The organism is Streptomyces sp. NPDC001914 (genome assembly GCF_042891215.1).
In the GTDB taxonomy this organism is placed as follows: Bacteria; Actinomycetota; Actinomycetes; order Streptomycetales; family Streptomycetaceae; genus Streptomyces.
On record NZ_JBIASW010000001.1, the window covers coordinates 685,312 to 706,825 of the forward strand.

At 72.1% G+C, this 21,514-nt stretch carries 20 protein-coding genes; 9 read left to right on the top strand and 11 right to left on the bottom strand.

What is annotated here, in order from left to right; all coding sequences use genetic code 11:
* The first annotated feature begins 12 nt into the window (after positions 1-12).
* From ACFYYF_RS03370 to ACFYYF_RS03385, 4 genes are all read left to right on the top strand, one after another.
* Positions 13-1,014, top strand: coding sequence for a sugar ABC transporter permease (locus ACFYYF_RS03370; protein WP_361675449.1), 1,002 nt, complete (start codon positions 13-15; stop codon positions 1,012-1,014).
* Positions 1,007-1,879 (top strand): carbohydrate ABC transporter permease, encoded by an 873-nt coding sequence (locus ACFYYF_RS03375; RefSeq protein ID WP_361675452.1) that lies wholly within the window; start codon positions 1,007-1,009, stop codon positions 1,877-1,879. Before ACFYYF_RS03370 ends, ACFYYF_RS03375 begins: the two co-directional genes overlap by 8 nt.
* Positions 1,880-1,926: 47 nt before the next feature.
* Positions 1,927-3,285 (top strand): GH1 family beta-glucosidase, encoded by a 1,359-nt coding sequence (locus ACFYYF_RS03380; protein ID WP_361675455.1) that lies wholly within the window; start codon positions 1,927-1,929, stop codon positions 3,283-3,285.
* Positions 3,286-3,564: 279 nt separating this feature from the next.
* Positions 3,565-4,059: an FBP domain-containing protein gene (locus tag ACFYYF_RS03385; protein WP_388770903.1), complete on the top strand. Its 495-nt coding sequence runs from the start codon at positions 3,565-3,567 to the stop codon at positions 4,057-4,059.
* Positions 4,060-4,066: 7 nt separating this feature from the next.
* Here the strand turns inward: ACFYYF_RS03385 and ACFYYF_RS03390 are convergent, their stop codons facing one another.
* Positions 4,067-4,675, bottom strand: coding sequence for a TIGR03086 family metal-binding protein (locus tag ACFYYF_RS03390; RefSeq protein WP_388770905.1), 609 nt, complete (start codon positions 4,673-4,675; stop codon positions 4,067-4,069).
* Positions 4,676-4,794: 119 nt separating this feature from the next.
* On the opposite strand from ACFYYF_RS03390, the gene ACFYYF_RS03395 reads away from it, so the two are divergent.
* The 3 genes from ACFYYF_RS03395 (at position 4,795) to ACFYYF_RS03405 (ending at position 8,601) form a co-directional block, all read left to right on the top strand.
* Positions 4,795-6,048, top strand: a complete 1,254-nt coding sequence (locus tag ACFYYF_RS03395; RefSeq protein ID WP_388770907.1) for an aromatic acid exporter family protein — start codon at positions 4,795-4,797, stop codon at positions 6,046-6,048.
* Positions 6,049-6,135: 87 nt separating this feature from the next.
* The gene (locus tag ACFYYF_RS03400) at positions 6,136-7,200 is read left to right on the top strand and encodes a hypothetical protein (protein WP_388770909.1); all 1,065 of its coding nucleotides are present in this window, start codon (positions 6,136-6,138) and stop codon (positions 7,198-7,200) included.
* 138 nt (positions 7,201-7,338) lie between these two features.
* Positions 7,339-8,601 (top strand): lactonase family protein, encoded by a 1,263-nt coding sequence (locus ACFYYF_RS03405; RefSeq protein ID WP_388770911.1) that lies wholly within the window; start codon positions 7,339-7,341, stop codon positions 8,599-8,601.
* Here the strand turns inward: ACFYYF_RS03405 and ACFYYF_RS03410 are convergent.
* Both ACFYYF_RS03410 and ACFYYF_RS03415 read right to left on the bottom strand, forming a co-directional pair.
* Complete coding sequence (locus ACFYYF_RS03410; RefSeq protein WP_388770913.1) at positions 8,569-9,294, bottom strand: DUF2470 domain-containing protein; 726 nt, start codon at positions 9,292-9,294, stop codon at positions 8,569-8,571. The genes ACFYYF_RS03405 and ACFYYF_RS03410 overlap by 33 nt on opposite strands.
* A 261-nt stretch (positions 9,295-9,555) precedes the next feature.
* A complete protein-coding gene (locus ACFYYF_RS03415) occupies positions 9,556-10,164 on the bottom strand; it encodes a TetR/AcrR family transcriptional regulator (RefSeq protein ID WP_361675476.1) in 609 nt (202 codons plus the stop codon).
* A 108-nt stretch (positions 10,165-10,272) separates the two neighbouring features.
* Between ACFYYF_RS03415 and ACFYYF_RS03420 the strand changes: the two genes are divergently transcribed.
* The gene (locus tag ACFYYF_RS03420; protein ID WP_388770916.1) at positions 10,273-11,754 is read left to right on the top strand and encodes a cytochrome P450; all 1,482 of its coding nucleotides are present in this window, start codon (positions 10,273-10,275) and stop codon (positions 11,752-11,754) included.
* Between the two features lie 47 nt (positions 11,755-11,801).
* On the opposite strand, the gene ACFYYF_RS03425 is transcribed toward ACFYYF_RS03420, so the two are convergent.
* Positions 11,802-12,647 (bottom strand): pentapeptide repeat-containing protein, encoded by an 846-nt coding sequence (locus ACFYYF_RS03425; RefSeq protein WP_388770919.1) that lies wholly within the window; start codon positions 12,645-12,647, stop codon positions 11,802-11,804.
* Between the two features lie 125 nt (positions 12,648-12,772).
* Between ACFYYF_RS03425 and ACFYYF_RS03430 the strand changes: the two genes are divergently transcribed.
* The gene (locus ACFYYF_RS03430; protein ID WP_388770921.1) at positions 12,773-14,011 is read left to right on the top strand and encodes an SDR family oxidoreductase; all 1,239 of its coding nucleotides are present in this window, start codon (positions 12,773-12,775) and stop codon (positions 14,009-14,011) included.
* Between the two features lie 3 nt (positions 14,012-14,014).
* On the opposite strand, the gene sigJ is transcribed toward ACFYYF_RS03430, so the two are convergent.
* The 7 genes from sigJ to rhaS all read right to left on the bottom strand — a co-directional run bounded on the left by sigJ (position 14,015) and on the right by rhaS (position 21,448).
* Positions 14,015-14,920 carry an RNA polymerase sigma factor SigJ gene (gene sigJ / locus ACFYYF_RS03435; protein ID WP_388770923.1) on the bottom strand — a complete coding sequence of 302 codons (906 nt, stop codon included), beginning with the start codon at positions 14,918-14,920 and terminating at the stop codon, positions 14,015-14,017.
* A 55-nt stretch (positions 14,921-14,975) separates the two neighbouring features.
* Positions 14,976-15,809, bottom strand: coding sequence for an enoyl-CoA hydratase/isomerase family protein (locus ACFYYF_RS03440; RefSeq protein WP_388770926.1), 834 nt, complete (start codon positions 15,807-15,809; stop codon positions 14,976-14,978).
* 56 nt (positions 15,810-15,865) lie between these two features.
* The gene (locus ACFYYF_RS03445; RefSeq protein WP_388771546.1) at positions 15,866-17,167 is read right to left on the bottom strand and encodes an alpha/beta fold hydrolase; all 1,302 of its coding nucleotides are present in this window, start codon (positions 17,165-17,167) and stop codon (positions 15,866-15,868) included.
* Between the two features lie 135 nt (positions 17,168-17,302).
* Complete coding sequence (locus tag ACFYYF_RS03450; RefSeq protein WP_388770929.1) at positions 17,303-18,328, bottom strand: LacI family DNA-binding transcriptional regulator; 1,026 nt, start codon at positions 18,326-18,328, stop codon at positions 17,303-17,305.
* A 79-nt stretch (positions 18,329-18,407) separates the two neighbouring features.
* Positions 18,408-19,832, bottom strand: coding sequence for a BNR repeat-containing protein (locus ACFYYF_RS03455; RefSeq protein WP_388770932.1), 1,425 nt, complete (start codon positions 19,830-19,832; stop codon positions 18,408-18,410).
* A gap of 143 nt (positions 19,833-19,975) precedes the next feature.
* On the bottom strand, positions 19,976-20,296 hold the full coding sequence (locus ACFYYF_RS03460) for an L-rhamnose mutarotase (protein ID WP_361675503.1): 321 nt from the start codon (positions 20,294-20,296) through the stop codon (positions 19,976-19,978).
* Between the two features lie 66 nt (positions 20,297-20,362).
* Positions 20,363-21,448, bottom strand: a complete 1,086-nt coding sequence (gene rhaS / locus ACFYYF_RS03465) for a rhamnose ABC transporter substrate-binding protein (RefSeq protein WP_388770935.1) — start codon at positions 21,446-21,448, stop codon at positions 20,363-20,365.
* Positions 21,449-21,514 lie beyond the last annotated feature (66 nt).

The window sequence follows — 21,514 nt, forward strand, 5'->3', positions numbered from 1 at the left end:
GCGGACACCCTCATGACCACCACGACCGCCGCTTCCGCCGAACCCGGCGAGCGGACGGTGCGCAAGAGCTCCCCCGGTGCGGCGCGCGGCCCGCGCCGCACCGGGCGGATCAAGCGCATCGGACTCCCCTACCTGCTGCTCCTGCCCGCGCTGGTCCTCGAACTCCTGGTCCACCTGGTGCCGATGGTGATCGGCATCGTGATGAGCTTCAAGGAGCTCACGCAGTTCTACATCCGCGACTGGGGCACCGCGCCCTGGGCCGGCTTCGACAACTACTCGGTGTCGGTGCACTTCGACGAGCCCGTCGGCGAGGCGCTGCTGCACTCCTTCTTCGTCACCATCGGCTTCACGCTGCTTTCGGTCGGCCTGTGCTGGCTGATCGGCACGGCGGCCGCGATCTACATGCAGGACAACTTCGTGGGGCGGGGTGTGCTGCGGGCCCTGTTCCTGGTGCCGTACGCGCTGCCCGTCTACGCGGCCGTGATCACCTGGGTGTTCATGTTCCAGCACGACAACGGCCTGGTGAACCACGTCCTGCACGACCAGCTCGGCATCACCGACAAGCCGTCGTTCTGGCTGATCGGCGACAACAGCTTCTACGCCCTGCTCACCGTGTCCGTGTGGAAGGGCTGGCCGTTCGCCTTCCTGATCGTCATGGCCGGCCTGCAGAACATCCCGGGTGAGCTGTACGAGGCCGCCGCCCTCGACGGCGCCGGTCTGTGGCAGCAGCTCCGCCGCATCACCCTGCCCTCGCTCCGGCCGGTCAACCAGGTGCTGATCCTGGTGCTGTTCCTGTGGACGTTCAACGACTTCAACACGCCGTTCGTCCTGTTCGGCAAGACCGCCCCGGAATCGGCGGACCTCATCTCGGTCCACATCTACCAGGCGTCCTTCGTCACCTGGAACTTCGGCACCGGCTCGGCGATGTCCGTGCTGCTGCTGCTCTTCCTGCTCGTGGTGACCGGCGCCTACCTGCTGCTGACCTCCCGGGGAAGGAAGACGGCCGATGTCTAGCACCTCCACCACGCCCCGCTCCCCGATGGCCCCGCCGCGGTCCTTCCTGTGGTCGCGGCGGATCTTCCTGACCCTGCTCACCGGCTTCGTCCTGGTGCCCGTCTACGTCATGGTCTCCAGCTCGCTGAAGCCGCTCGCGGACGTCTCGGGGAAGTTCCGCTGGCTGCCGAGCGGGCTGACCATCCGGCCGTACATCGACATCTGGTCGACGGTGCCGCTCGCGAAGTACTTCGCGAACTCGCTGATCGTGGCCGGTGCGGCCACGGCCTGCTCGGTGGTGATCGCCGTGTTCTCCGCGTACGCCGTGAGCCGTTACAGCTTCCGCGGCAAGCGCGTGTTCACGGTCACCGTGCTGTCCACCCAGATGTTCCCCGGCATCCTCTTCCTGCTGCCGCTGTTCCTGATCTACGTCAACATCGGCAACGCCACCGGGATCGCGCTGTTCGGTTCGCGCGGCGGTCTGATCCTCACGTATCTGACCTTCTCGCTGCCGTTCTCGATCTGGATGCTGATCGGGTACTTCGACTCGGTGCCGCGCGACCTCGACGAGGCGGCGCTGGTGGACGGCTGCGGGCCGCTCGGGGCGCTCTTCCGCGTCGTCGTCCCGGCGGCGATCCCCGGCATCGTCGCGGTCGCCGTCTACGCCTTCATGACCGCCTGGGGCGAGGTGCTGTTCGCGTCGGTGATGACCAACGACGACACCCGCACCCTCGCCGTCGGCCTCCAGGGCTACTCCACGCTCAACGACGTGTACTGGAACCAGATCATGGCCGCCTCGCTGGTCGTCAGCGTCCCCGTGGTGGCCGGCTTCCTGCTGCTCCAGCGCTACCTCGTCGCCGGTCTCACGGCGGGAGCGGTCAAGTGACCGGCCCCGCCGAGGACATCGACACCATTGACGAAGAAGGGACTTCAGTGACCATCGACCTCGCCGCCCTCCCCGAGGACTTCCTCTGGGGCACGGCCACGTCGGCCTACCAGATCGAGGGCGCCGTCGCCGAGGACGGCCGCTCCCCCTCCATCTGGGACACCTTCTCCCACACCCCCGGCAAGGTGGACAACGGCGACGACGGGGACGTCGCCTGCGATCACTACCACCGCTGGCGCGAGGACATCGATCTCATGCGCCGGCTCGGCACCAACGCCTACCGGCTGTCCGTCGCCTGGCCCCGGGTGATGCCGGGCGGCGACGGGCCGGTCAACGCCAAGGGGCTCGACTACTACGACGCGCTGATCGACGGCCTGCTGGAGGCGGGCATCACCCCCTCGGTCACGCTCTACCACTGGGACCTGCCGCAGGTGCTCCAGGACCGGGGCGGCTGGCCCGCCCGAGACACCGCGCACCACCTCGCCGCCTACGCGTCGGCGGTCGCGGAGCGGCTCGGAGACCGCGTCCAGCACTGGACCACCCTCAACGAGCCGCTGTGCTCGGCCTGGATCGGCCACCTGGAAGGGCGGATGGCCCCCGGCCTGACCGACCTCACGGCCGCCGTGCGCGCCTCGTACCACCTGCTGCTCGGCCACGGACTCGCCACGCAGGCGATCCGCGCCGCCGCGCCCGGGGCGCAGATCGGCATCGTCAACAACCTGGGCAGCATCGAGGCCGCCACCGACCGCCCGGAGGACATCGCGGCGGCGCGGCGGCAGGACGGGCACACCAACCGCTGGTGGCTCGACCCGGTGCTCGGCCGCGGCTTCCCCGCCGACATGGTCGAGGTCTACGGGGTGGACCTCCCGGAGGTGGCGGGCGACCTGGAGACGATGGCCGCGCCACTGGACTGGCTGGGCCTGAACTACTACTTCCCGTCCCACGTGGTCGACGACCCGACCGGTCCGGCCCCGTACGCACGGCAGATCAGCCGGCCCGGTGTGCCCGTCACGGGCATGGACTGGGAGGTCGAGGCCGCCGGCATCGAGCGGCTGCTGCTGCGCCTGACGAACGAGTACGGCGCCCGCAAGCTGTACGTCACGGAGAACGGCTCCGCCTATCCCGACGTCGTACGCCCCGACGGCACCGTCCACGACCCGGAGCGCGTCGCCTACCTCGAACAGCACCTGGCGGCCTGCGCGTCGGCCGCCCGCAAGGGTGTCCCGCTGGCCGGCTACTTCGCCTGGTCGCTGCTGGACAACTTCGAGTGGGCGTACGGCTACGACAAGCGGTTCGGTCTCGTGCACGTCGACTACAAGACGCAGGTACGGACGATCAAGGGCAGCGGTCACCGCTACGCGGAGATCGTCCGCGGGCACCGCGGGGGCGCGAGCAGGGCGGCCTGAGGCCCGTACGCTCCAGGATTCTTCGCCGGCCGGGGTGTTCGCACCCCGGCCGGTCCCGTCCGGGGCGGCCGTGAGCCGCGGCGCCGGCCTGGCGCGCACCCGGGTGACCCGTTCGCCGCCCGGCGCGCGGGGGACGGTCGCGTCCCCGAAATTCATTGGATCCGTTCCATCGGGCTAGGTACCTTCGGTCAAAACCTAGGGCTCCTAGGTTTTGACCGAGGGCACCGGTTTCGACCGAGGAGACCCGGTCCGGGAACCCGGCGGATTCAGGAGAACCCCATGCGATCACTCACCGAGCAGGCCGTCCGCGACTCGTTCGTCAACTGCTCCCGGGGTGAGGCCAAGCGCCTCGCGACGCCTCGCGACCTCGACGAACGGCCCTGGGACGATCTGGACTTCCTGGGCTGGCGGGACCCGGGGGCACCCGACCGGAGCTACCTCGTGTCCGAACGGGACGGGGACCTCGTCGGCGTCGCCCTGCGTCTGCCCTCCTCCCGGCGCGGACTCCTGCACCGCAGCATGTGCTCGCTGTGCCTGACCACGCACCCCGGGGACGGGGTCTCGCTGATGACGGCCCGCAAGGCGGGCGCGGCGGGCCGCGAGGGCAACTCGGTCGGCATCTACATCTGCGCCGACCTCTCCTGTTCCCTCTACGTCCGGGGGAAGAAGCCCCTCCGGACGGGAAGCCGCTTCGAGGAGACCCTGACGACGGAACAGCAGATCACCCGGACGGTCGGCCGCCTGTCCGCCTTCCTGACGAAGCTGTACGACTAGGGCCGCACTAGGGCCGCACGGCCGGCGTCCAGTGCGGGTCGCGGCCGAGGAAGGCGAGCAGGGACCCGGGGCGGCCGGCACCCTCGGGCAGCTCGCGCGCGGGGGCGAACACTCCGTACGCGTCGCGCAGGTGGTCGGCCAGCCGGTCCGCCGCGAGCCGGATGCCGTCGGCCAGGGCGTCGTCGAGGGGGGACGCCTGACCGGTCGCCACCGCGATGTCCCAGGCGTGCACGCCCGCGTCCATGGCGGCCGCGGCGGCGGCCACCGGGAACGGCAGCGGTCCGAGCGGCGTGGGCACCTCCGGCGCGTCGGCGGACAGCCCCGCGTAGACGTCGGCGACCTGGGCGAGGACCTTGTCGAGCGACGCCGCGGCCTCGGCCTCCAGGGCGTCGTCCGGGTGGAAGGCGTCCGACTCGGGCCATCCGGTACCGGTGACCGCCGCTCCGTACGCCTGCTGATCGAGCCGGGCGTGGTTGAGCACCTGGGCCACCGTCCACTCATCGCACGGCGTCGGCGCCGACCAGGCGTTCCCCGGCACACCGGCGACCACGGCCCGCAGCCGGTCGTGCGACAGCGTCAGCAGTTCGATGCCCTGGACGTTGCTCGTCTCGCTCATTCCGGTGCCTCCTGGTGCGGTCCGTCCCGGTTGACACCTTCAATCTAGGATCCCTTGCGGACAGATACGGTCCGCAATCGGCACGTTCGGTACCCGTGTTAAACGGGAAGGCCACAAGGATGCACGAGGCACGTGGTGAGTGGACGGCATCCGTCGCGAAGATCGTGGAGCGGCGCCGGGAGCCGGTGGTCGTCCAGACACTTCGTTCGACGGCCGCCGCGACGATCGCGTACGTGGTGGCCATCCATCTCAGTCCCGAGCCCGCGCCGCTGACCGCTCCCCTGACCGCGCTGCTGGTCGTGCAGGTCACCCTGTACTCGACGATCACCACCGCGATCCGGCGGGTGAACTCCGTGGTGGTGGGCGTCGTCATCGCCATCGGCTTCAGCAGTCTGGTGGGCCTGACCTGGTGGAGTCTCGGCCTGATCATCCTCGCCTCGCTGGCGGTGGGGCATCTGGTCCGGGTCAGCGAGTTCGTGCCCGAGGTGGCGATCAGCGCCATGCTGGTCCTCGGCGTCACGAGGGTCGGCGACACGGCGTGGGCCCGCGTGCTGGAGACACTGATCGGGGCGGTCGTGGGCCTCACCTGCAACCTCGTGCTCGCGCCGCCGGTGTGGGTCGGGGTCGCCGGGGAGCAGATCGAGGACCTGGCACGCCGGATGCGGCAGTTGATGCTGCGGGTCGGCGAGGGTGCCGCCGCGCACACGCCCTTCCATGTGGCGGCCGAGCGGCTGCACGAGGCCCGCCGGCTCGACAACGACATCGCCGGGGTGGACGCGGCCCTGCGGCAGGCCGAGGACAGTCTGAAACTCAACCCGCGCGTGCGCGAGGGGCTGCTGCACCGGGTCGTCCTGAGGACCGGCCTGGACACCCTGGAGATCTGCACGGTGGTCCTGCGGGTCCTCGCGCGCAGCCTCACCGACCTGGCCAAGGAGCGGGAGCCCCGGCCGCTGTTCGAACCGCAGGCCGGAGCCGTGCTCCAGGAACTGCTGTCCGAGATCGCCGACGCGATCGTCAGCTTCGCGGTGCTGGTGACCACCGACGTCGCGCGGAACGCGGCGTCCGCCGAGGAGCGGCTGAGCGCGGAACTCGCCACCGCCGCCGCCACCCGCGACAAGCTGGCCCAGCTGTTCCTGGAGGAGGTCCAGCGCGATCCGAGCCAGTGGCAGCTCCACGGTTCGGTCCTCGCCGAGACCAACCGCATCATCGACGAGCTCGACACCGAGCACCGCACCAGGCGGCTGTTCGAGGAGCTGGACCGCTGCACCCGTGAGCAGCGCGAGCGCCGGCCGCGCCTCACCCGGCTGGAGAACTGGCTGCGCCCGCGCCGCCGGAACCGGAACCGTTCCGACGCCTCCAGGCGTTCTAGATGACGAGTTCCGTGAGACGAAACGGCGCGACGCCGCGGCGGTGAGCCGCACACGGCGCGGCCGGTGGCAGCAGAACGAGGGGGCGGGCGGATGACCGAGGACACCGTGCGGATCGACGGGAACGCACTGCGGCTGCCGGGCGGGGTGCAGGTGCGGTTCATACGGACGCTGCGGCTGCCCGAGACGGGCACGCACGCGTTGCCGCCGGGGCTCGGCGAGTTCCCCGTCCGGCGCGTCGAGGACTACGGCGACCGGGTGCCCGCCGAGTGGCGGGCGCGCGGCGGCGTGATGCTGCCGGTGTATCTGCGCGAGGCCATGTGGCTGAGTTTCGGCGGGACGACGGAGCCCGCCGCGCTGCAGGTGGGCGTCGGCAAGGTGTGCGCGGTGTCCGGCAAGCCGTGGAGCTCCCGGCTCTCCCGCGACCCGCAGAACTACGTGGTTCTCCCCCGGCAGCCCTGGCTCGACGGCATCAACTCCGGCAAGGGGACGGTCCGCCAGTTCGTGGCCGTGCCGCTCGGTCTCGGGGCGACGGTCGAGGGCCAGGTCACCGGCGAGGAGGTCTGGGGCGGTGTCCAGCTCCAGTCGTTCCCGCTGGAGGCCGGAGAGCTGGCGGCGTGGCGGGAAGCGGAGCGCCGCCGGACGGAGGCGCTGAGCCGGATGCCCCAGGCGCCGGGTTACGGCGCCGCCATGCCGATGATGGCCGCCCCGCCCGCGCCCGGGGCCGCTCCGGGTGCCGCGCCCGCCGGGGCTGCCCCGGCGCGTGCGCGCAGCGCCCCGGCGATGGGTCTCGGCGTGGGCGGTTCGATGCGCCAGGAGGTCTACCGCGACGACCGGCCGCTGAAGGCCTGGGCGAAGGAACCGGCCGGACGCGTGTTCGTCCACCTCGTGACGCCCCCGGAATGGCGCCGCATCACCGGCGAGGCGCCGCCGCCGTCCCCGGTGGACCGGGCGGCCTACACCCGCGCGGGGCTCCCCTGGTTCGACTACTACGACCAGGACGCCACGGATCTGGCGCCCACGGACCAGCTCGGTGCGGTGCAGCCGGTGGGCGACTGGCTGGGCGACGACCACGAGCCCTGGCAGCAGCCCTCGCCCCAGCAGATCAAGCCGCTCGGCGACGCGCCGGGCAAGCCCGTCGGGGACGGCGACTGGTAGATCCCCGCGGCCGGTCCCGCGCGACGCGTCGAACGCGACGCGTGAAGCGCGCCGCGGGGGGCCGATCTTGCACGTCGGGGGTGTCGCACGCCAAGGTGGCCGTTCCGGCCGAGGCAACCGACATCCCGAGGTGCAGGCATGAGCAGTGGTGCAGAACCGTCGCGCGGGGCGGGCGGCGGCTGGACCAGACGCCGTTTCGTCGGCGCGCTGGCCGCGGCCGCGGCCGCCCCGACGGTTCCGGCCTGCGGGGCGCCGCGGACGGATCCCGCCGTGACGGCGCCGGTCCCGGGGACGACGCTCCCGAAGGCGCCGCCGGCCGGTCCCCCGGCGTCGGCCTCCGCGTCGGCGCCTTCGTCCCCGGCTCCCCCGTCCGGTCCGCGTCCGCTGTTCCTCGGCACCTACACCTCGGGGGACGGCGGCGGGAAGGGGATCGGCGTCGCCACGTACGACGCGGAGACGGGCGCGGTCACCGGCGGCGGTGTGGTGGCGGGCGTCGACAACCCGTCGTTCCTCGCCGTGCATCCGGACGGCCGGGCGCTGTACGCCGTCGACGAGCAGAACGCGGGCGCGGTGACGGCCGTGCGTCTCCCGGGGAACGAGGTGCTCGGCAGCCGCTCCACCGGCGGCTCGGGTCCCTGCCATCTGTCCGTGCATCCGGGCGGCCGCTGGCTGCTGAGCGCGAACTACGCGTCGGGGAGCGTCGCGGTGCATCCCATCGGGGCGTCCGGCGCGCTCGGCGAGCGCACCGATCTCGTCAGGCACGCCTCCCCGGCGCCCGGTCCCGGCCAACAGGGTCCGCACGCGCACCAGTTCGTCACGGCCCCGGACGGCGGGCACCTGCTCGCCGTCGATCTGGGTACCGACACGGTGTACACCTACCGCCTGGACGAGACCCGGGGCACGCTCACCGAGGTCTCCCGGGCGCGGACGAGGGCGGGCGCGGGTCCGCGCCATCTCACGTTCCACCCCGGCGGCCGGTACGCCTATCTCGCCAACGAGGTCGACAACACGGCGACGGTGTGCGGCTACGACCCGGCGACGGGCCGCCTTTCGGTGGGTGAGCCGCAGTCCACGGGCACGGGAGGCGGCACGAGTTACCCGGCCCAGTTCCTGGTGACCCCGAACGGGTCGTACGCGTTTCTCGCCAACCGGGGCCACAACAGCCTGACGCGGTACGCGATCGAGGCGGACGGCGCGCGGCTTCGGCTGCTGGACACGGTGCCCGTCGGCGGCGACTTCCCGCGGCACATCGCCCTCTCGCCGGACGGACGGCTGCTGTTCGCGGCGAACCAGCGGTCGGGCACGGTCACGGTCTTCGGGGTCGACCAGGAGAGCGGTGAACTCCGGCGTACGGGTGAGCCGTTCGCCTCACCCCTCGCGGTCTGTGCGCTGCCGCTGTAGCGGTCGGGGGCAGGAGGCGAGGCTCGCCTGGGTGAGCAGGACGTGCATGCGCTCCGTGAGCTGGGAGACGTCGTCGGCGGGCGCGTGGAACGGCAGGCGTACGTCGCCGTTGCCGCGCGCCCGTTCGATGCGCAGGGTGAGTCCGTGGCGGTCGACGGCGAGGGGCTGCACGCGGACCGCGCCGTGCAGGCTGTCGGGTTCGACGAGACGGGTGAGCCGTTCGACGGCGTCCGGGTGAGCGTCGGCGAGATGGGTGAGGAGATGGGCCTCGGCGAGGGCGAGCGGGTCGGGCCGGGCCTCGGCGAGTTCGTCCAGGTCGACCACCACGGTCCCGTCGGGCCGGCGCAGCACCGCGCTGGTGGGCCGGAACGAGAGCTGCCCGTCCTCGGGGACGAACCAGCCGGCGAGCCAGAGCCTGGCCCGGATCCGGTTCCGTACAGGGACCGGTGCGACGTCGGCGAACTCCAGGACGGCGGACGGCTCTCCGCGCGGGGAGCAGATGGCCGCGGCGAGCAGCGCGCTGTCCTCGGGCACCCGCAGCAGCACCCGGCCGTCGGCCGTGACGGAGTGCGAGCCGACGAACTCCTCACGGCCGCCCTCGGCGCTCACCGCGCAGGACCAGGCCGCGGCGAGCACCGAGCGGGCGTGCTCCGCCGCGGCGGGCGCGGCCGTCCAGGTGTGACGGTCACCCATCAGTTCCTCCTTAGGTAAGGCTTGCCTAACCTATCGAAGATCGGGCCGTACGCCAACCACGTCTCGCCGATCGGAGGCGCCCACCGTGCATCCACGGCCGCCGAAAGGGTCACGGCCGCCGAAAGGGCGTCGCGACCGGAGGGGCGTCACGACGACCGGACGGGGCGTCACGACCGGACGGGGCGTCACGACCGGACGGGGCATCGCGGCCGGACGGGCGTCGCAGCCGAGGGCGGCGTCGCGGCCACCGGCGAGAACGGCTCAGGGCGTGATCGCGCCGAGCAGCGCCCGAGCGCACAGATCCCGCACCTGGTCACGGGTCAGGTCCGCGCCCCGCAGCCACTCCAGGCAGACGGCCGTGGTGAAGGCCAGCCACCCGCGGACGGCGATCCGCAGTTCGGGCCGGTCCTCGGCGGACCTGCCGAGCTCGGGATCAGCGGCCAGGGCCGAGAGGATCTGCCGCTCCTGCGCGGCGAGCGCCTGCCGGTAGACCCTGCGCACGGCCTGGTCACCGGCCGCGTCGGCACGGTGGAAGGCGCGGAATCCGTGCGCGTGCTCCTCGACGTACCCGAGGAAGGTGTCCAGCCCCGCGCCCAGCTGCTCGCGGACCGGGACGCCGGGCACCGCCGCGGTCATCCGCAGCATCCGCCCGCTCTCACGCTCCACCACGGCGGCGAAGAAGTCCCGCTTCGTCGGGAAGTAGTGGTAGAGGAGTCCGCGCGAGACTCCGGCGATCTCGGCGACCTGTTCGATCCAGACGTCGTCGTACGGACTCTCCGAGAACAGGCGGGCGCCGACCGACAGAAGCTGCTCGCGGCGCGCCTCGGTGCTGAGCCGGCGGCGTGCGCGCTCCCCCTGCTTCCCCGTCATGCCCGCACTTTACTTGACGCCGGTTCAACAGCGGGATCAGACTGAACTCCGCTATTGAACTCACGTACAACAGACTCAACCTGCCCGTGTCACAAGGGAGATGGCGTCATGGCGGAGACGAAGGCGAAGGCAGGGCCGAAGGGGTTCCGCAGCGCGGAACTGGGCTGGCCGGAGCTGCACCGCATCCCGCACCCGCCGCGCCGCGTCCCGCTGGTCGGCGATGTGCTGGGCGCGAGCGTCCGTTCCCCGCTCCAGGACTCCATGAGGTTCGCAAGGCAACTCGGGCCGATCTTCCGGCGACGGGCCTTCCGCAACGAGATCGTCTTCGTCTGGGGCGCGGAGCTCGCCGCCGAACTGGCCGACGAATCACGGTTCGCGAAACACGTGGGCCTGGGCGTCGCCAACCTCCGTCCGGTGGCCGGGGACGGACTGTTCACCGCCTACAACCACGAGCCCAACTGGCAGCTCGCGCACGACGTCCTCGCCCCCGGCTTCGGCCGCGAGGCGATGGAGGGCTACCACCCGATGATGCTGGACGTGGCCGAGCGGCTGACGGGCCACTGGGACCGCGAGCAGGCCGCGGGCCGCGCCGTGGACGTGCCCGGCGACATGACGAAGCTGACGCTGGAGACGATCGCGAGGACCGGCTTCGGCCACGACTTCGGCTCCTTCGAGCGCTCCCGGCCGCACCCCTTCGTGACCGCGATGGTGGGCACGCTGACCTACGCGCAGCGCCTGAACGTCGTCCCGGTCCCGCTGGCACCGCTCCTGCTGCGGGGCGCCTCCCGGCGCAACGCGGCGGACATGGCCCACCTCAATCGCACGGTCGACGCCGTGGTGGCCGCGCGCCGCACCGCCGACGGCGAGGGCGACCTGCTCGACCGCATGCTGGAGACGGCCCACCCCGAGACCGGGGAACGACTGACCCCCGAGAACATCCGCCGCCAGGTCATCACCTTCCTGATCGCCGGCCACGAGACCACCTCGGGGGCCCTGTCCTTCGCCCTGCACTACCTCTCCCGGCACCCGGAGACGGCCGCCCGCGCGCGTGCCGAGGTCGAACGCGTCTGGGGCGGCACCGACCGGCCGGGCTACGAGCAGGTCGCCAAACTCCGCTACGTCCGGCGGGTCCTCGACGAGTCCCTGCGCCTGTGGCCGACGGCACCGGCGTTCGCGCGCGAGGCCCGGCACGACACCGTGCTCGGTGGTGTCCACCCGATGCGGCAGGGGGCGTGGGCGCTGGTCCTGACCTCGATGCTGCACCGCGACCCGCAGGTGTGGGGCGCCGACGCCGAGGGCTTCGACCCGGACCGCTTCGAGGCGAAGGCGGTACGGGCCCGGCCCGCGCACACCTTCAAGCCGTTCGGCACCGGGGCGCGCGCCTGCATCGGCCGCCAGTTCGCCCTGCACGAGGCGACACTGGTCCTCGGACTGCTGCTGCGCCGCTACGACCTGCGGCCCGACCCCGGCTACCGCCTGCGGGTCGCCGAGCGGCTGACCCTGATGCCGGAAGGACTGCACCTGCACCTCGAACGACGCACACCGGTGCCACCGGGCCGGACGGCGACCCTGGCGCGCTCAGCCGAGTGAGCCCGTCTCCCGCCTGCGGGGTCGCGGTGCTCCGTCCGGCGGTTCCCTCAGTCGTGCGTGGCCCAGTGGTCGGGGCGGGTGACCGATTCGGGGAGGCGGGTGCCGGGGCCGCCCTTGGCCGCGTTCAGCTGGGGCTGGGTCAGGAAGATGGCCCCGGTGAGATCGGCGTCGGTGAGGTCGGTGTCCCTGAGGTCGGCGCCGATCAGGTCGGCGCCGCGCAGATCGGCCCCGGTCAGATCGGCGGCGATGAGCAGTGCGCCCCGCAGACTCGCGCCCCGCAGGTCGGCACCCTTGAGCCTGGCCCCCATCAGATCCGCCCCGCGCCGGTCCTTCTTCCTGCCCCCGCCCGCCCCCGCCCGTACGAGTTCACTGACCCGCAGGAGCAGTTCGCCGGCCTCCTGCCGGTGCGCGCCGACGTCGAGCGCGGCCAGTTCCTCCGGGCTCTGCCGGGCGAGGCCCTCGGTCGTGGCGATCAGGCGCCGGACCTCGGCGTGCACCGGACGCGCGGCGGGGAGCGTCAGCGCCTCGTTCAGATACCAGAGCAGTTCATGGAGATGGCGTACGACGGGGAACACGTCGAACATCAGCCGGGCGCGCTCCTTCGGCCCCGAGCGCCAGTCCACACCGCCGAAGGTCACCTGGGAGACGTGCTGCCCGGCGCCGAAGCAGTCGTAGACCGTGCAGCCCGTGAAGCCCTCCGTCCGCAGCCGGGAGTGGATGCCGCACCGGGAGTCGCCGCGCAGATTCGGGCAGGGCTCGCCCGCGCGCTTGTCGATCGCGAAGTCGGCCGAGCGCGCGAAGGGCAGGGCGACACAGCACAGCCCGAAGCACCGGCCGCAGTCGGCGCGCAGTTCGTCGCGGGGATCCTGGGATGTACTGACTTCCTCGGGCATGTCCTCCAGCCTACCGATCTCTCCATACGCCCTGAACTGGAACGACTTGACGGGCTCGCCTGCGCAAGGTGATCCACCCGTTCCCGCTCTTGATGTCTTCGGGCCCACCGGGTATCGAGTCCGCCATGGACGACATCGCGCTCCCCGGCCTCCCCGTCCCTCCCCCGCTCGGCGCCAGCGCCCTGCCGGCCGGGACGTACGACGGTTCACTGGTGCTGGTCACCGGCGGCGGCACCGGACTCGGGAGGGCGATCGCGGCGGAGTTCGCCCGGCTGGGCGCCGATCTGCTGATCGTCAGCCGCCGTGAGCGCCATCTGTCGCCCGCACGGGCGGAGTTGGCGAAGCTGGGCACTCGGGTCAGCTCCGCGGTCTGCGACATACGGGACCCCCAGCGCGTCTCCGAGGTGTTCGACGCGCACGCGCTGCCCGACGTGCTGGTCAACAACGCGGCCGCCAACTTCCCCGTCGCCACGGAGGACATGTCCCCGAACGCCTGGCAGGCTGTCGTCGACATCACCCTCACGGGCACGTTCCTGATGACCCGTGAGTTCGGACGGCGCCACCTCGCCGCGGGCACGCCGGGTTCGGTCATCGACGTCGGCGCGTCCTACGCCTGGACCGGCGGCCCCGGCTTCGCGCACAGCGCCGCGGCCAAGGCCGGCGTGGAAAGCCTCGTGCGCACCCTGGCGGTCGAGTGGGGACCGTACGGCATCCAGGTCAACGGTCTGGTGCCGGGACTGATGCCGCACGAGGACATGACGGACGACATCCGCGGCAACCTGGCCCGGGCCGTGACCGACGCCAACCCCGCGGGGGCCGGGACCGGCAGCGGGCCTGGGGACGGCCGGGCGGCGATCGGCGGCGGACGGCACGACCGGGACGGCACGGACGGCCGGCACGCCGAGAACGACGGGTCCGGCGGGTGCGGTGGGGTCGGCGGGTCCGGCGGGGTCGGCGGGTCCGCCGGGGTCGGTGGGGTCGGCCGGCACGCCGAGAACGGCCGGGGCGGCGGAGGCGCCGGCGCCACGGACGGTCGTGACGGGCGGCACGCCGAGAACGGTCGGCACGCCGGTGACGGGCGGGGCAGTCACGACGGTGGCAGTCAGGGCGGTCACGACGGCGGCGGTCTCGGCGAACGCCCGGCCGGGGCGGCCGACGCGCTCGGGCGGCGGCAGCCCGCCCTGCGCGTCGGCACACCCCGTGAACTCGGCTGGGCCGCCACCTTCCTCGCGTCCCCCTACGCCCGCTTCATCACCGGCCACACCCTGGTGGTCGACGGCGCCAACTGGCAGCGCAGGGACCTGGTCGCCCCGCCGGTCACACCGGTGCGGGACCAGCTGGGGCGCGGTCCCTTCACCGGCTGACCGTCACTCTCCCGGCTTCTCCCCCGCGAGATCGAGTCGGGCGAGACGCTCGGGGTCGGCCAGGATGTGCATCGCGGTGATCCTGCCGTCGGCGACGGTGACCGCCATGACCGACTGCGGGCGGCCGTCCACGATCGCGACGACGCCCGCCTCGCCGTTGACCCGGACGAGCCGGGAACTCGCCGCGAACCGGCGGAAGGCGAGGGCCTGGCGGGCCACCGCCTCCGCGCCGCGCACCAGCTTGGACACGGTCACGCCGCCGACCAGCGCGCCCGCGTCGGCGCGGAGCACGACATCCGGATCGAGGACGGCGACCAGCGCCTCGAAGTCCCCGCCGCGTGACGCCGCGAGGAAGGCGTCGAGGACCTCGCGCTGGCGGACGACGTCCCGCTCGGGCTCGGGCGCGGCTGCCTTGACGCGACGGCGTGCCCGGCTGGCGAGCTGCCGGGTGGCGGCGGCGTTGCGGCCCACGACGGGCGCGATGTCGTCGAAGGGCACAGCGAACATGTCGTGCAGGACGAAGGCGAGCCGTTCGGCGGGCTCCAGGGTCTCCAGGACGACGAGGAGGGCGAGCCCGACCGAGTCGGCCAGCAGCACCTCCTGTTCGGGGTCGATCCGGTCCAGGGGGCTGACGACGGGGTCGGGGACGAAGGTGCCGGAGGGCTCCAGCGGGTCCTCGCGGCGCGCGGTGCGGGAGCGCAGCATGTCCAGGCACACCCGGCCGGTCACGGTGGTCAGCCAGCCGCCCAGGTTCCTGATCTCGTCCGGGTCGGTGCGGCCGAGCTTCAGCCATGTCTCCTGGACGGCGTCGTCCGCCTCGCTCAGCGATCCCAGCATCCGGTAGGCCACCGCCCGCAGCCGGCCCCGGTGCTCCTCGAACCTGTCCGCGAGAAGTTCACTGTCGTGCATCGGTCCCCCCTGGCTGTCTCGTCGTACACAACAGTGACCGATCAAAACACGTGGGTCACTTTCCCTCGAAGCGGGGCGCGCGGCGGGCGCCCCTGGCCGCGTATCCCTCCGCCGCGTCCTCGGAGGTGAGGGTGAGCGCGGCCGACAGGGCGGTCCGGTCGAGCGCCGCGGTCAGCGGGGCTTCGGCGTACGCGTCGATGTCGTGTTTGACGGCCTGCACGGCGAGCGGCGCGTTGGCCGCGATCTCGGCGGCGACGGCTCGGGCGGTCTCGTCCAAGGTGGCTTCTTCGGTGACGAGTTGGACGAGGTGCAGGCGTTCGGCCGTCGCCGCGTCCAGTCGTCTCCCGGTCAGCGCGAGGAACTTCGCCCACCCCGCGCCCGCCTCGCGGGCGATCCGCAGGTCCCCGCCGGCGTCGACGGCGAGCCCCAACTGGGCCTCGGGCAGGGCGAACACGGCGTCGCGGGCGGCGATCCTGATGTCCGCCATGAGCGCGAGCTCGAAGCCGAAGCCGAGGCAGTAGCCCTGGACGGCCGCGACGACGGGCTGCGGCAGCCGTGCGAAGGCCGCGAAGCGCTCGTGGGCCCAGCGAAGGCCCTCGTAGTAGGCGCGGGCGCGTTCGGCATCCGAGCGGCCGGTGATCGCGCCGCCCGGGGCGCTCACGTCGATGCCCGCGCAGAAGGCGCGCCCCTCGGCCCGCAGCAGCACCGCCCGGACCGACGGATCGAAGCGGATCCGGTCGGCGAACAGGCCGAGTTGGCGTGTGGACTCCCAGCTCCACGCGTTGAGCTTCGCGGGCCGGCACAGGGTGAGGACGCCGATCCCGTCCTCGACGTCGAGGCGGAGCCGTCGCTCGTCCTCCGGGATGTCCGTGCGGGTGGTGTCGATCATCCTTGCCCCCTCAGGATTCTGACAGTCCGTCAGAATCCTAGAGGAGGCCGGGTCGATCAGACGTCGTCACGCGTGAGCGCGAGCAGCCGGTCAAGGACACGCGGACCGCCGGCCCGTACTCCGTCGTGCTCGAACTCGTCGGTCACCCAGGTCCGCAGGCCCCGGACGGCGCGCGCGGTGGCCAGCGAGTGGCCGGCGTCGACGTACATGTCGTCGTGGTAGACCGCCGCCGCGACCGGTACCTCGTTCACGGCGAGGCGGGCCGGGTCGTAGAGCGGCGCCCAGTCGGTGCGCGCGGCCAGTTCCTCGGCGGTGTCGCGCAGCGGGCGCAGTGCCGGGTCCGTCTCGAACATCCAGGGGTGCACGGACTCGCCGGTGAACAGCAGCGGCCCGTCGTCCGCGAGCGTCTTGGCCGCGTCGAACTGCGGGAACTCGCCGCGCACCCGCTCCGCGGACCAGGCGGTGGGACGGCCGCCCTGGGCGTAGATGGCCTCGTGGACGAGCGCGTACAGGGGGTGGCCCGCGTACGACAGAAGGGCCTGGACCTCCTCCTGGAAGGCGTCGGAGAGGGTGTGGCCCTGCGGGGTGCGGACGAAGGCGTCCTCCAGCAGGTAGTGCAGGCGGTGGCTGCCGTCGCTGCCGCCGAGAAGGATGCCGAGCGACTGGAAGGCCTCGGCGGTCAGGCGGTAGCCGCCGCTGAGCACCGGCTCGTGCTGGAGCAGGTACTCCGCGATCCGGCGGGCGCGCTCGACGTCCTGCGGGTAGCGGGCGTAGTGCGCGGCGACCTTGCGCTCGATGCGCGGGTAGGCGGCGCGGTACACGTCGTCCGCGTGGGCGTCGAGGGAGGGCAGGCCGCCGGTGACGACGGCGGCGCTCAGTCCCTCGGGGGCCGTGGAGAGGTAGTGCACGGTGCAGAAGCCGCCGAAGCTCTGGCCGAGGACCGTCCAGGGCGCTCCGCCGGTGAGTCCGGGCCGGATGGCCTCGCAGTCGCGGACGATGGAGTCGGCGCGGAAGAGCGCGAGGTAGTCGGCCTGCTCGCGGGCGCCGCCGCGCAGCGGGAGCGTCTGCCGGTTGGCGGGCGTGGAGTGCCCGGTGCCGCGCTGGTCGAGCAGCAGGACACGGAAGTCCTTCAGGGCCCGGTCGAGCCAGGCCTGACGGCCGACGAAACGATTCGCTCCGAAGCCGGGGCCGCCCTGGAGGTAGACCATCCACGGCAGGTTCTGGTGCGCCTTGTCGCTCGCGACGACCTCGCGGGCGAAGAGTTCGACGGTCTCACCGGCCGGCCGGTCGTGGTCGAGCGGCACGGTGAAGCGGTGGTCGGTGAGGACGACACCGGGCTGGCGGTAGCTGACGGTCAACAGGTCTCCCGAGTCGTACGGATTCCAGACTGCGTCCCAGTTCAGCACATGCCTCCCGGGCTCCGCGGCCCGGGGACCGGGAAGAGGGACTGAACAGTGGCTCAGCAGGCCGGTGACGGGGAACTGAACCGCTGGTCAGCGTGGAGCGAGGCTGGAGTGGCGCACGACCAGTTCCGGCTGGAGCACGACGCGGCGGTGTTCGTGCGGCGTGGGCGCGGTCTCGGCGTCGATCTCCTCCAGCAGCAGCTCGGCCGCGAGGGCTCCCATGGTCACGGCAGGCTGGCGCACGGAGGTGAGCGGGACGGCCGCGGCGGCGGCGAACTCGATGTCGTCGTACCCCACGATCGCGAGGTCGTCGGGGACGCCGACGCCGGCCGCGTACATGGCCTGGAGCAGTCCGAGGGCGAGCAGGTCGTTGGCGCAGAAGACGGCGGTGGGCCGTTCGGCGAGGCCCAGGAGCCGGGCGCCGGCGTCGCGGCCCGCGGCCACGTCCAGGCGCTCGGTGGGCAGCTCGCGCAGGCTCTCCGGGCCTAGGCCCGCCTCGCGCAGCGCGTTCAGAGCGCCCGTACGGCGGTCCCTCACCTGGCTGAGACCGGGTGGTCCGCTGACGTACGCGATCGAGCGGTGTCCGGCGTCCACGAGGTGCCGGACGGCCAGTGCGCCGCCCGCCACGTCGTCGACGGAGACCGAGCACTCGGTGGTGCCGTCCGCGACCCGGTCGACCAGCACGAAGGGGATGCCGTTGCGGCGGAACGCCTCGATGTTGCGCCCGCTCGCGTCGGACGGCGTCAGCAGCACCCCGCGCACCCGCTGCTCGGCGAAGAGCGACAGATAGTCGGCCTCCTCGCTCGGGGACTGGGCGCTGTTGCAGACCATGACACCGAGTCCGGCCTGCCGCGCGGCACGCTCGGCGCCGCGCGCGACGTCCACGAAGAACGGGTTGCCCATGTCCAGGACGAGGAGCCCCATGATCCGGCTGCGCCCGGCCCGCAGCTGGCGTGCCGACTCGCTGCGTACGTAGCCGAGCCGGTCGATGGCGGACAGGACACGTGCCCTCGTCTCGGACGCCACCGAGTCGGGGCGGTTGATCACGTTCGAGACCGTGCCGACGGAGACTCCGGCGGCACGGGCGACGTCCTTGATACCCACCGACTGGGCCATCGGGCGGGAACCTCCACGAGTAGAGCGAGTAGCGGCGGGCGGGCCCTCACATTATCCGCGAGCGGGCCGGAGCCGGGGGTCAGGAGGGCAGGCGGAAATCGACGACGTGCAGGGCCGACGGCGTGGTGCCGCCGGACTTCTCCTGGTACATCACGGACAGCGTTCCGTCCTGTGGGACGCGTGTCTCGTCGATGACGACCTCGCCGAAGGCGTTCAGGCCGCCGCCGTCGAACAGGAGCGTCCAGTCGGTGTGCCCGGAGGACTTCGAGGCGCCCGCGATCCGCCCGAACGGCAGGATCGCGTAGGCGTTGTCGTACCGGTCGAGGACCAGCTTGGTGCGCTGGCTGGAGTTCAGGGCGATGGGGATCTCGGTCTTGGTCCAGGTGCCCGAGGAGCCCTTGCGGAGGTGGAAGGCCCGGCCGTTCGCCGTACGGTCCTTCACGTAGCCGGTGGTGCACTGGCCGAAGCGTCCGGGCACGTAGCTGATGATCGCGTGCGGCAGTCCCGCCGCGTCGGTGGCCTGGCTCTCCTGGTTCATCAGGGAGTGGTCGGGGTCGAGGGCGTCGACGACGAGTCCGGTGCCGGTGACGGCGACGGTGCCCGTGGTTCCGGTGGTGCCGACGACGGTGCCCGCGTCGTTGCGCCAGCTGCGGCCCCGGTCGGTGGAGTAGACGTAGCCGGTGTCGTGGTTGGTGATGCCTCCGGCGCTGCACATCACGGCGGCGTTCTGCTCGCGCCAGGTGAAGAAGGAGTGCAGCCGGCCGTTCACGTCGTAGTCGATCCCGTGCAGGTACATGTTGCGGGCGGTGCTCGATCCGTGGGCGCTGGTGTAGGTCCCGGTGGAGGCGGACCACTCGCCGAGCGCCTTCCAGGCCGAACCGTCGTACTCCGCGAGGGCGTTGCGCCCGTTGCCCGAGACGCCCGCACGGTACGAGAGCTGGAGGCGGCCCTCCGGTGTCGCGACGAACTGCGGATAGGTGAACTGCGTCGTGAGCGCGAGACCGTCCAGGGAGGTCTGCACGGCCCCGAGCACGGCGGAGGTCCAGGCCGTCGACGCGGGGTTGTCGAGCAGCCCGGCCACCGACTTGACGTAGAAGAAGCCGTCGCTGTGCGAGTCCATGTTCAGGTGCAGCCGGCCGTCGGTCCTGGAGACGCCCATGGAGATCACGTTGTGGGAGTCGTCGCTCTTGAGCTTGTGGCCGAGCGTGATCGTGGACCAGGTGGAGCCGCCCAGGGCGCGGCGGGCGACGACCGCGCTGCGGTCCCCGGTGTACCAGGCCGCGTACTGGTGTCCGCGATAGGTCAACAGGCCGTTCTTCTGGAACGAGTTGTTGTTGACCAGCCCGTCGTAGGAGACGAAGTAGAGGGCCTGGGCGTCGAGTCGGGTGGTGCCGGTCCGCGTGACGGAGGGGCCGGGGGCGGCCGCCCGGGCCGTCCCCGCCGTGAGCGCGGGGCCGGCCACGGCGCCCAGCAGGGCAGTCGTCAGTACGGTGCGTCGTCTCATGCGCGGGCTCCTCGGTCGGACTGCGGGCGGGGACGGTTCGGGCGGTACGGGACGCGCGTGCCGCCGAGGGGACGGGACGCGCTGGGCGGGCCCGGGTGCGCGGGGGCCGGGCGGTGCCTGCCGGGTGAAGCGGCGGGCGCCCTTCAGGCGAGGTGGAACACCTCGGTGAGGGGCTTCATGGCCTCGTCGGGTCTGGCGCCGTCCAACGCGGTGAAGAACGGCGCCATCTCCTTCTGCCAGCGGGCGTTGACGTCGGTGGCTTCCATGGCGGCCCGCGCGGCCGCGAAGTCCTCGGTCTCCAGATAGCCGACCAGCAGGCCGTCCTCGCGCAGGAAGAGCGAGTAGTTGTGCCAGCCGGTGGCCGAGAGCGCGTCGAGCATCTCGGGCCACACGGCGGCGTGCCGCTCGCGGTACGCGTCGAGGCGGTCCGCCCGGACCTTCAGCAGAAAGCACACACGCTGCATCGATGACCCTCCGGGGCCTGGGAGTGGGCCGGGCCGGCCCGCGGGCGCCGCCGGCCCGGCGGGACGTCAGAAGTCGAACTGGTCGATGTTCTTCGCGTCGAAGACGGTCGGCTTGCCGAGGCTGATCACACCGTCCTTGCCGATGGTGAAGGACCCCATGTCACCGGCCTTGAAGGTCTCGCCCTCCCTGCCGGTGATCTGTCCCGAGGAGAGCGCCACGGCGGTGCGCGCGGCGAGTTCGCCGAGCTTGGCCGGGTCCCACAGCTCGAAGGCCTCGACCGTGCCGTTCTTGACGTACTTGCGCATGTCGTTGGGGGTGCCGAGGCCGGTCAGCTTGACCTTGCCCTTGTACTTGGAGCCGGACAGGTACTGGGCGGCGGCCTTGATGCCGACCGTGGTCGGCGAGATGATCCCCTTCAGGTTCGGGTGCTCCTGGAGCAGACCCTGTGTCTGCTGGAAGGACTGCTGGGCCTCGTCGTTGCCGTAGGCGACCTTGACCAGCTTCACGTCCTTGTACTTGGGGTCCTTCAGCTCGTCCTGCATGTAGCCGATCCAGGTGTTCTGGTTCGTCGCGGTCTGACCGGCGGACAGGATGGCGATCTCGCCCTTGTAGCCGATCTGTTCGGCGAGGAGTTGCACCTCGGTACGGCCGAGGTCCTCGGCGCTCGCCTGCGAGACGAAGGCGTTGCGGCACTCGGCCTTGGTGTCGGAGTCGTAGGTGACGACCTTGATCTTGTTGGACATGGCCTGCTTGAGCGCGGTGCACAGGGCGCCGGGGTCCTGCGCGGAGACCGCCATGGCGTCGACCTGCTGCTGGGTGAGCGTGTTGACGTAACTCACCTGGCCGCTGGTGTCGGTGGCGCTGCTGGTGCCGACCTCCTTGTACTTCGAGCCCAGTTCGGTGAGCGCCTTCTCGCCGCCCTTGTCCGCCGAGGTGAAGTACGGGTTGTTGACCGCCTTGGGCAGGAAGCCGACGGTGAGGCCCTTCTTGGTGGCCGCGTTCGGGTCGGCCTTGGCGCCGGCGGCGGCGCCGGAGCCGCCCGAGTCCTTGACGTCGTCCTTGGTGGTGCCGCCGCAGGCGGTGACGGCGAGGGCGAGGGAGGTGACGGCGGCGAGCGCCGCGCAGGTGCGGCGGATCGATGATGTGCGCATGGCTGAGGGTTCCTTTGCGACGGTGAGCGGACCACGGTGATGACGACGGGGCTGAGTGGAGCGGGC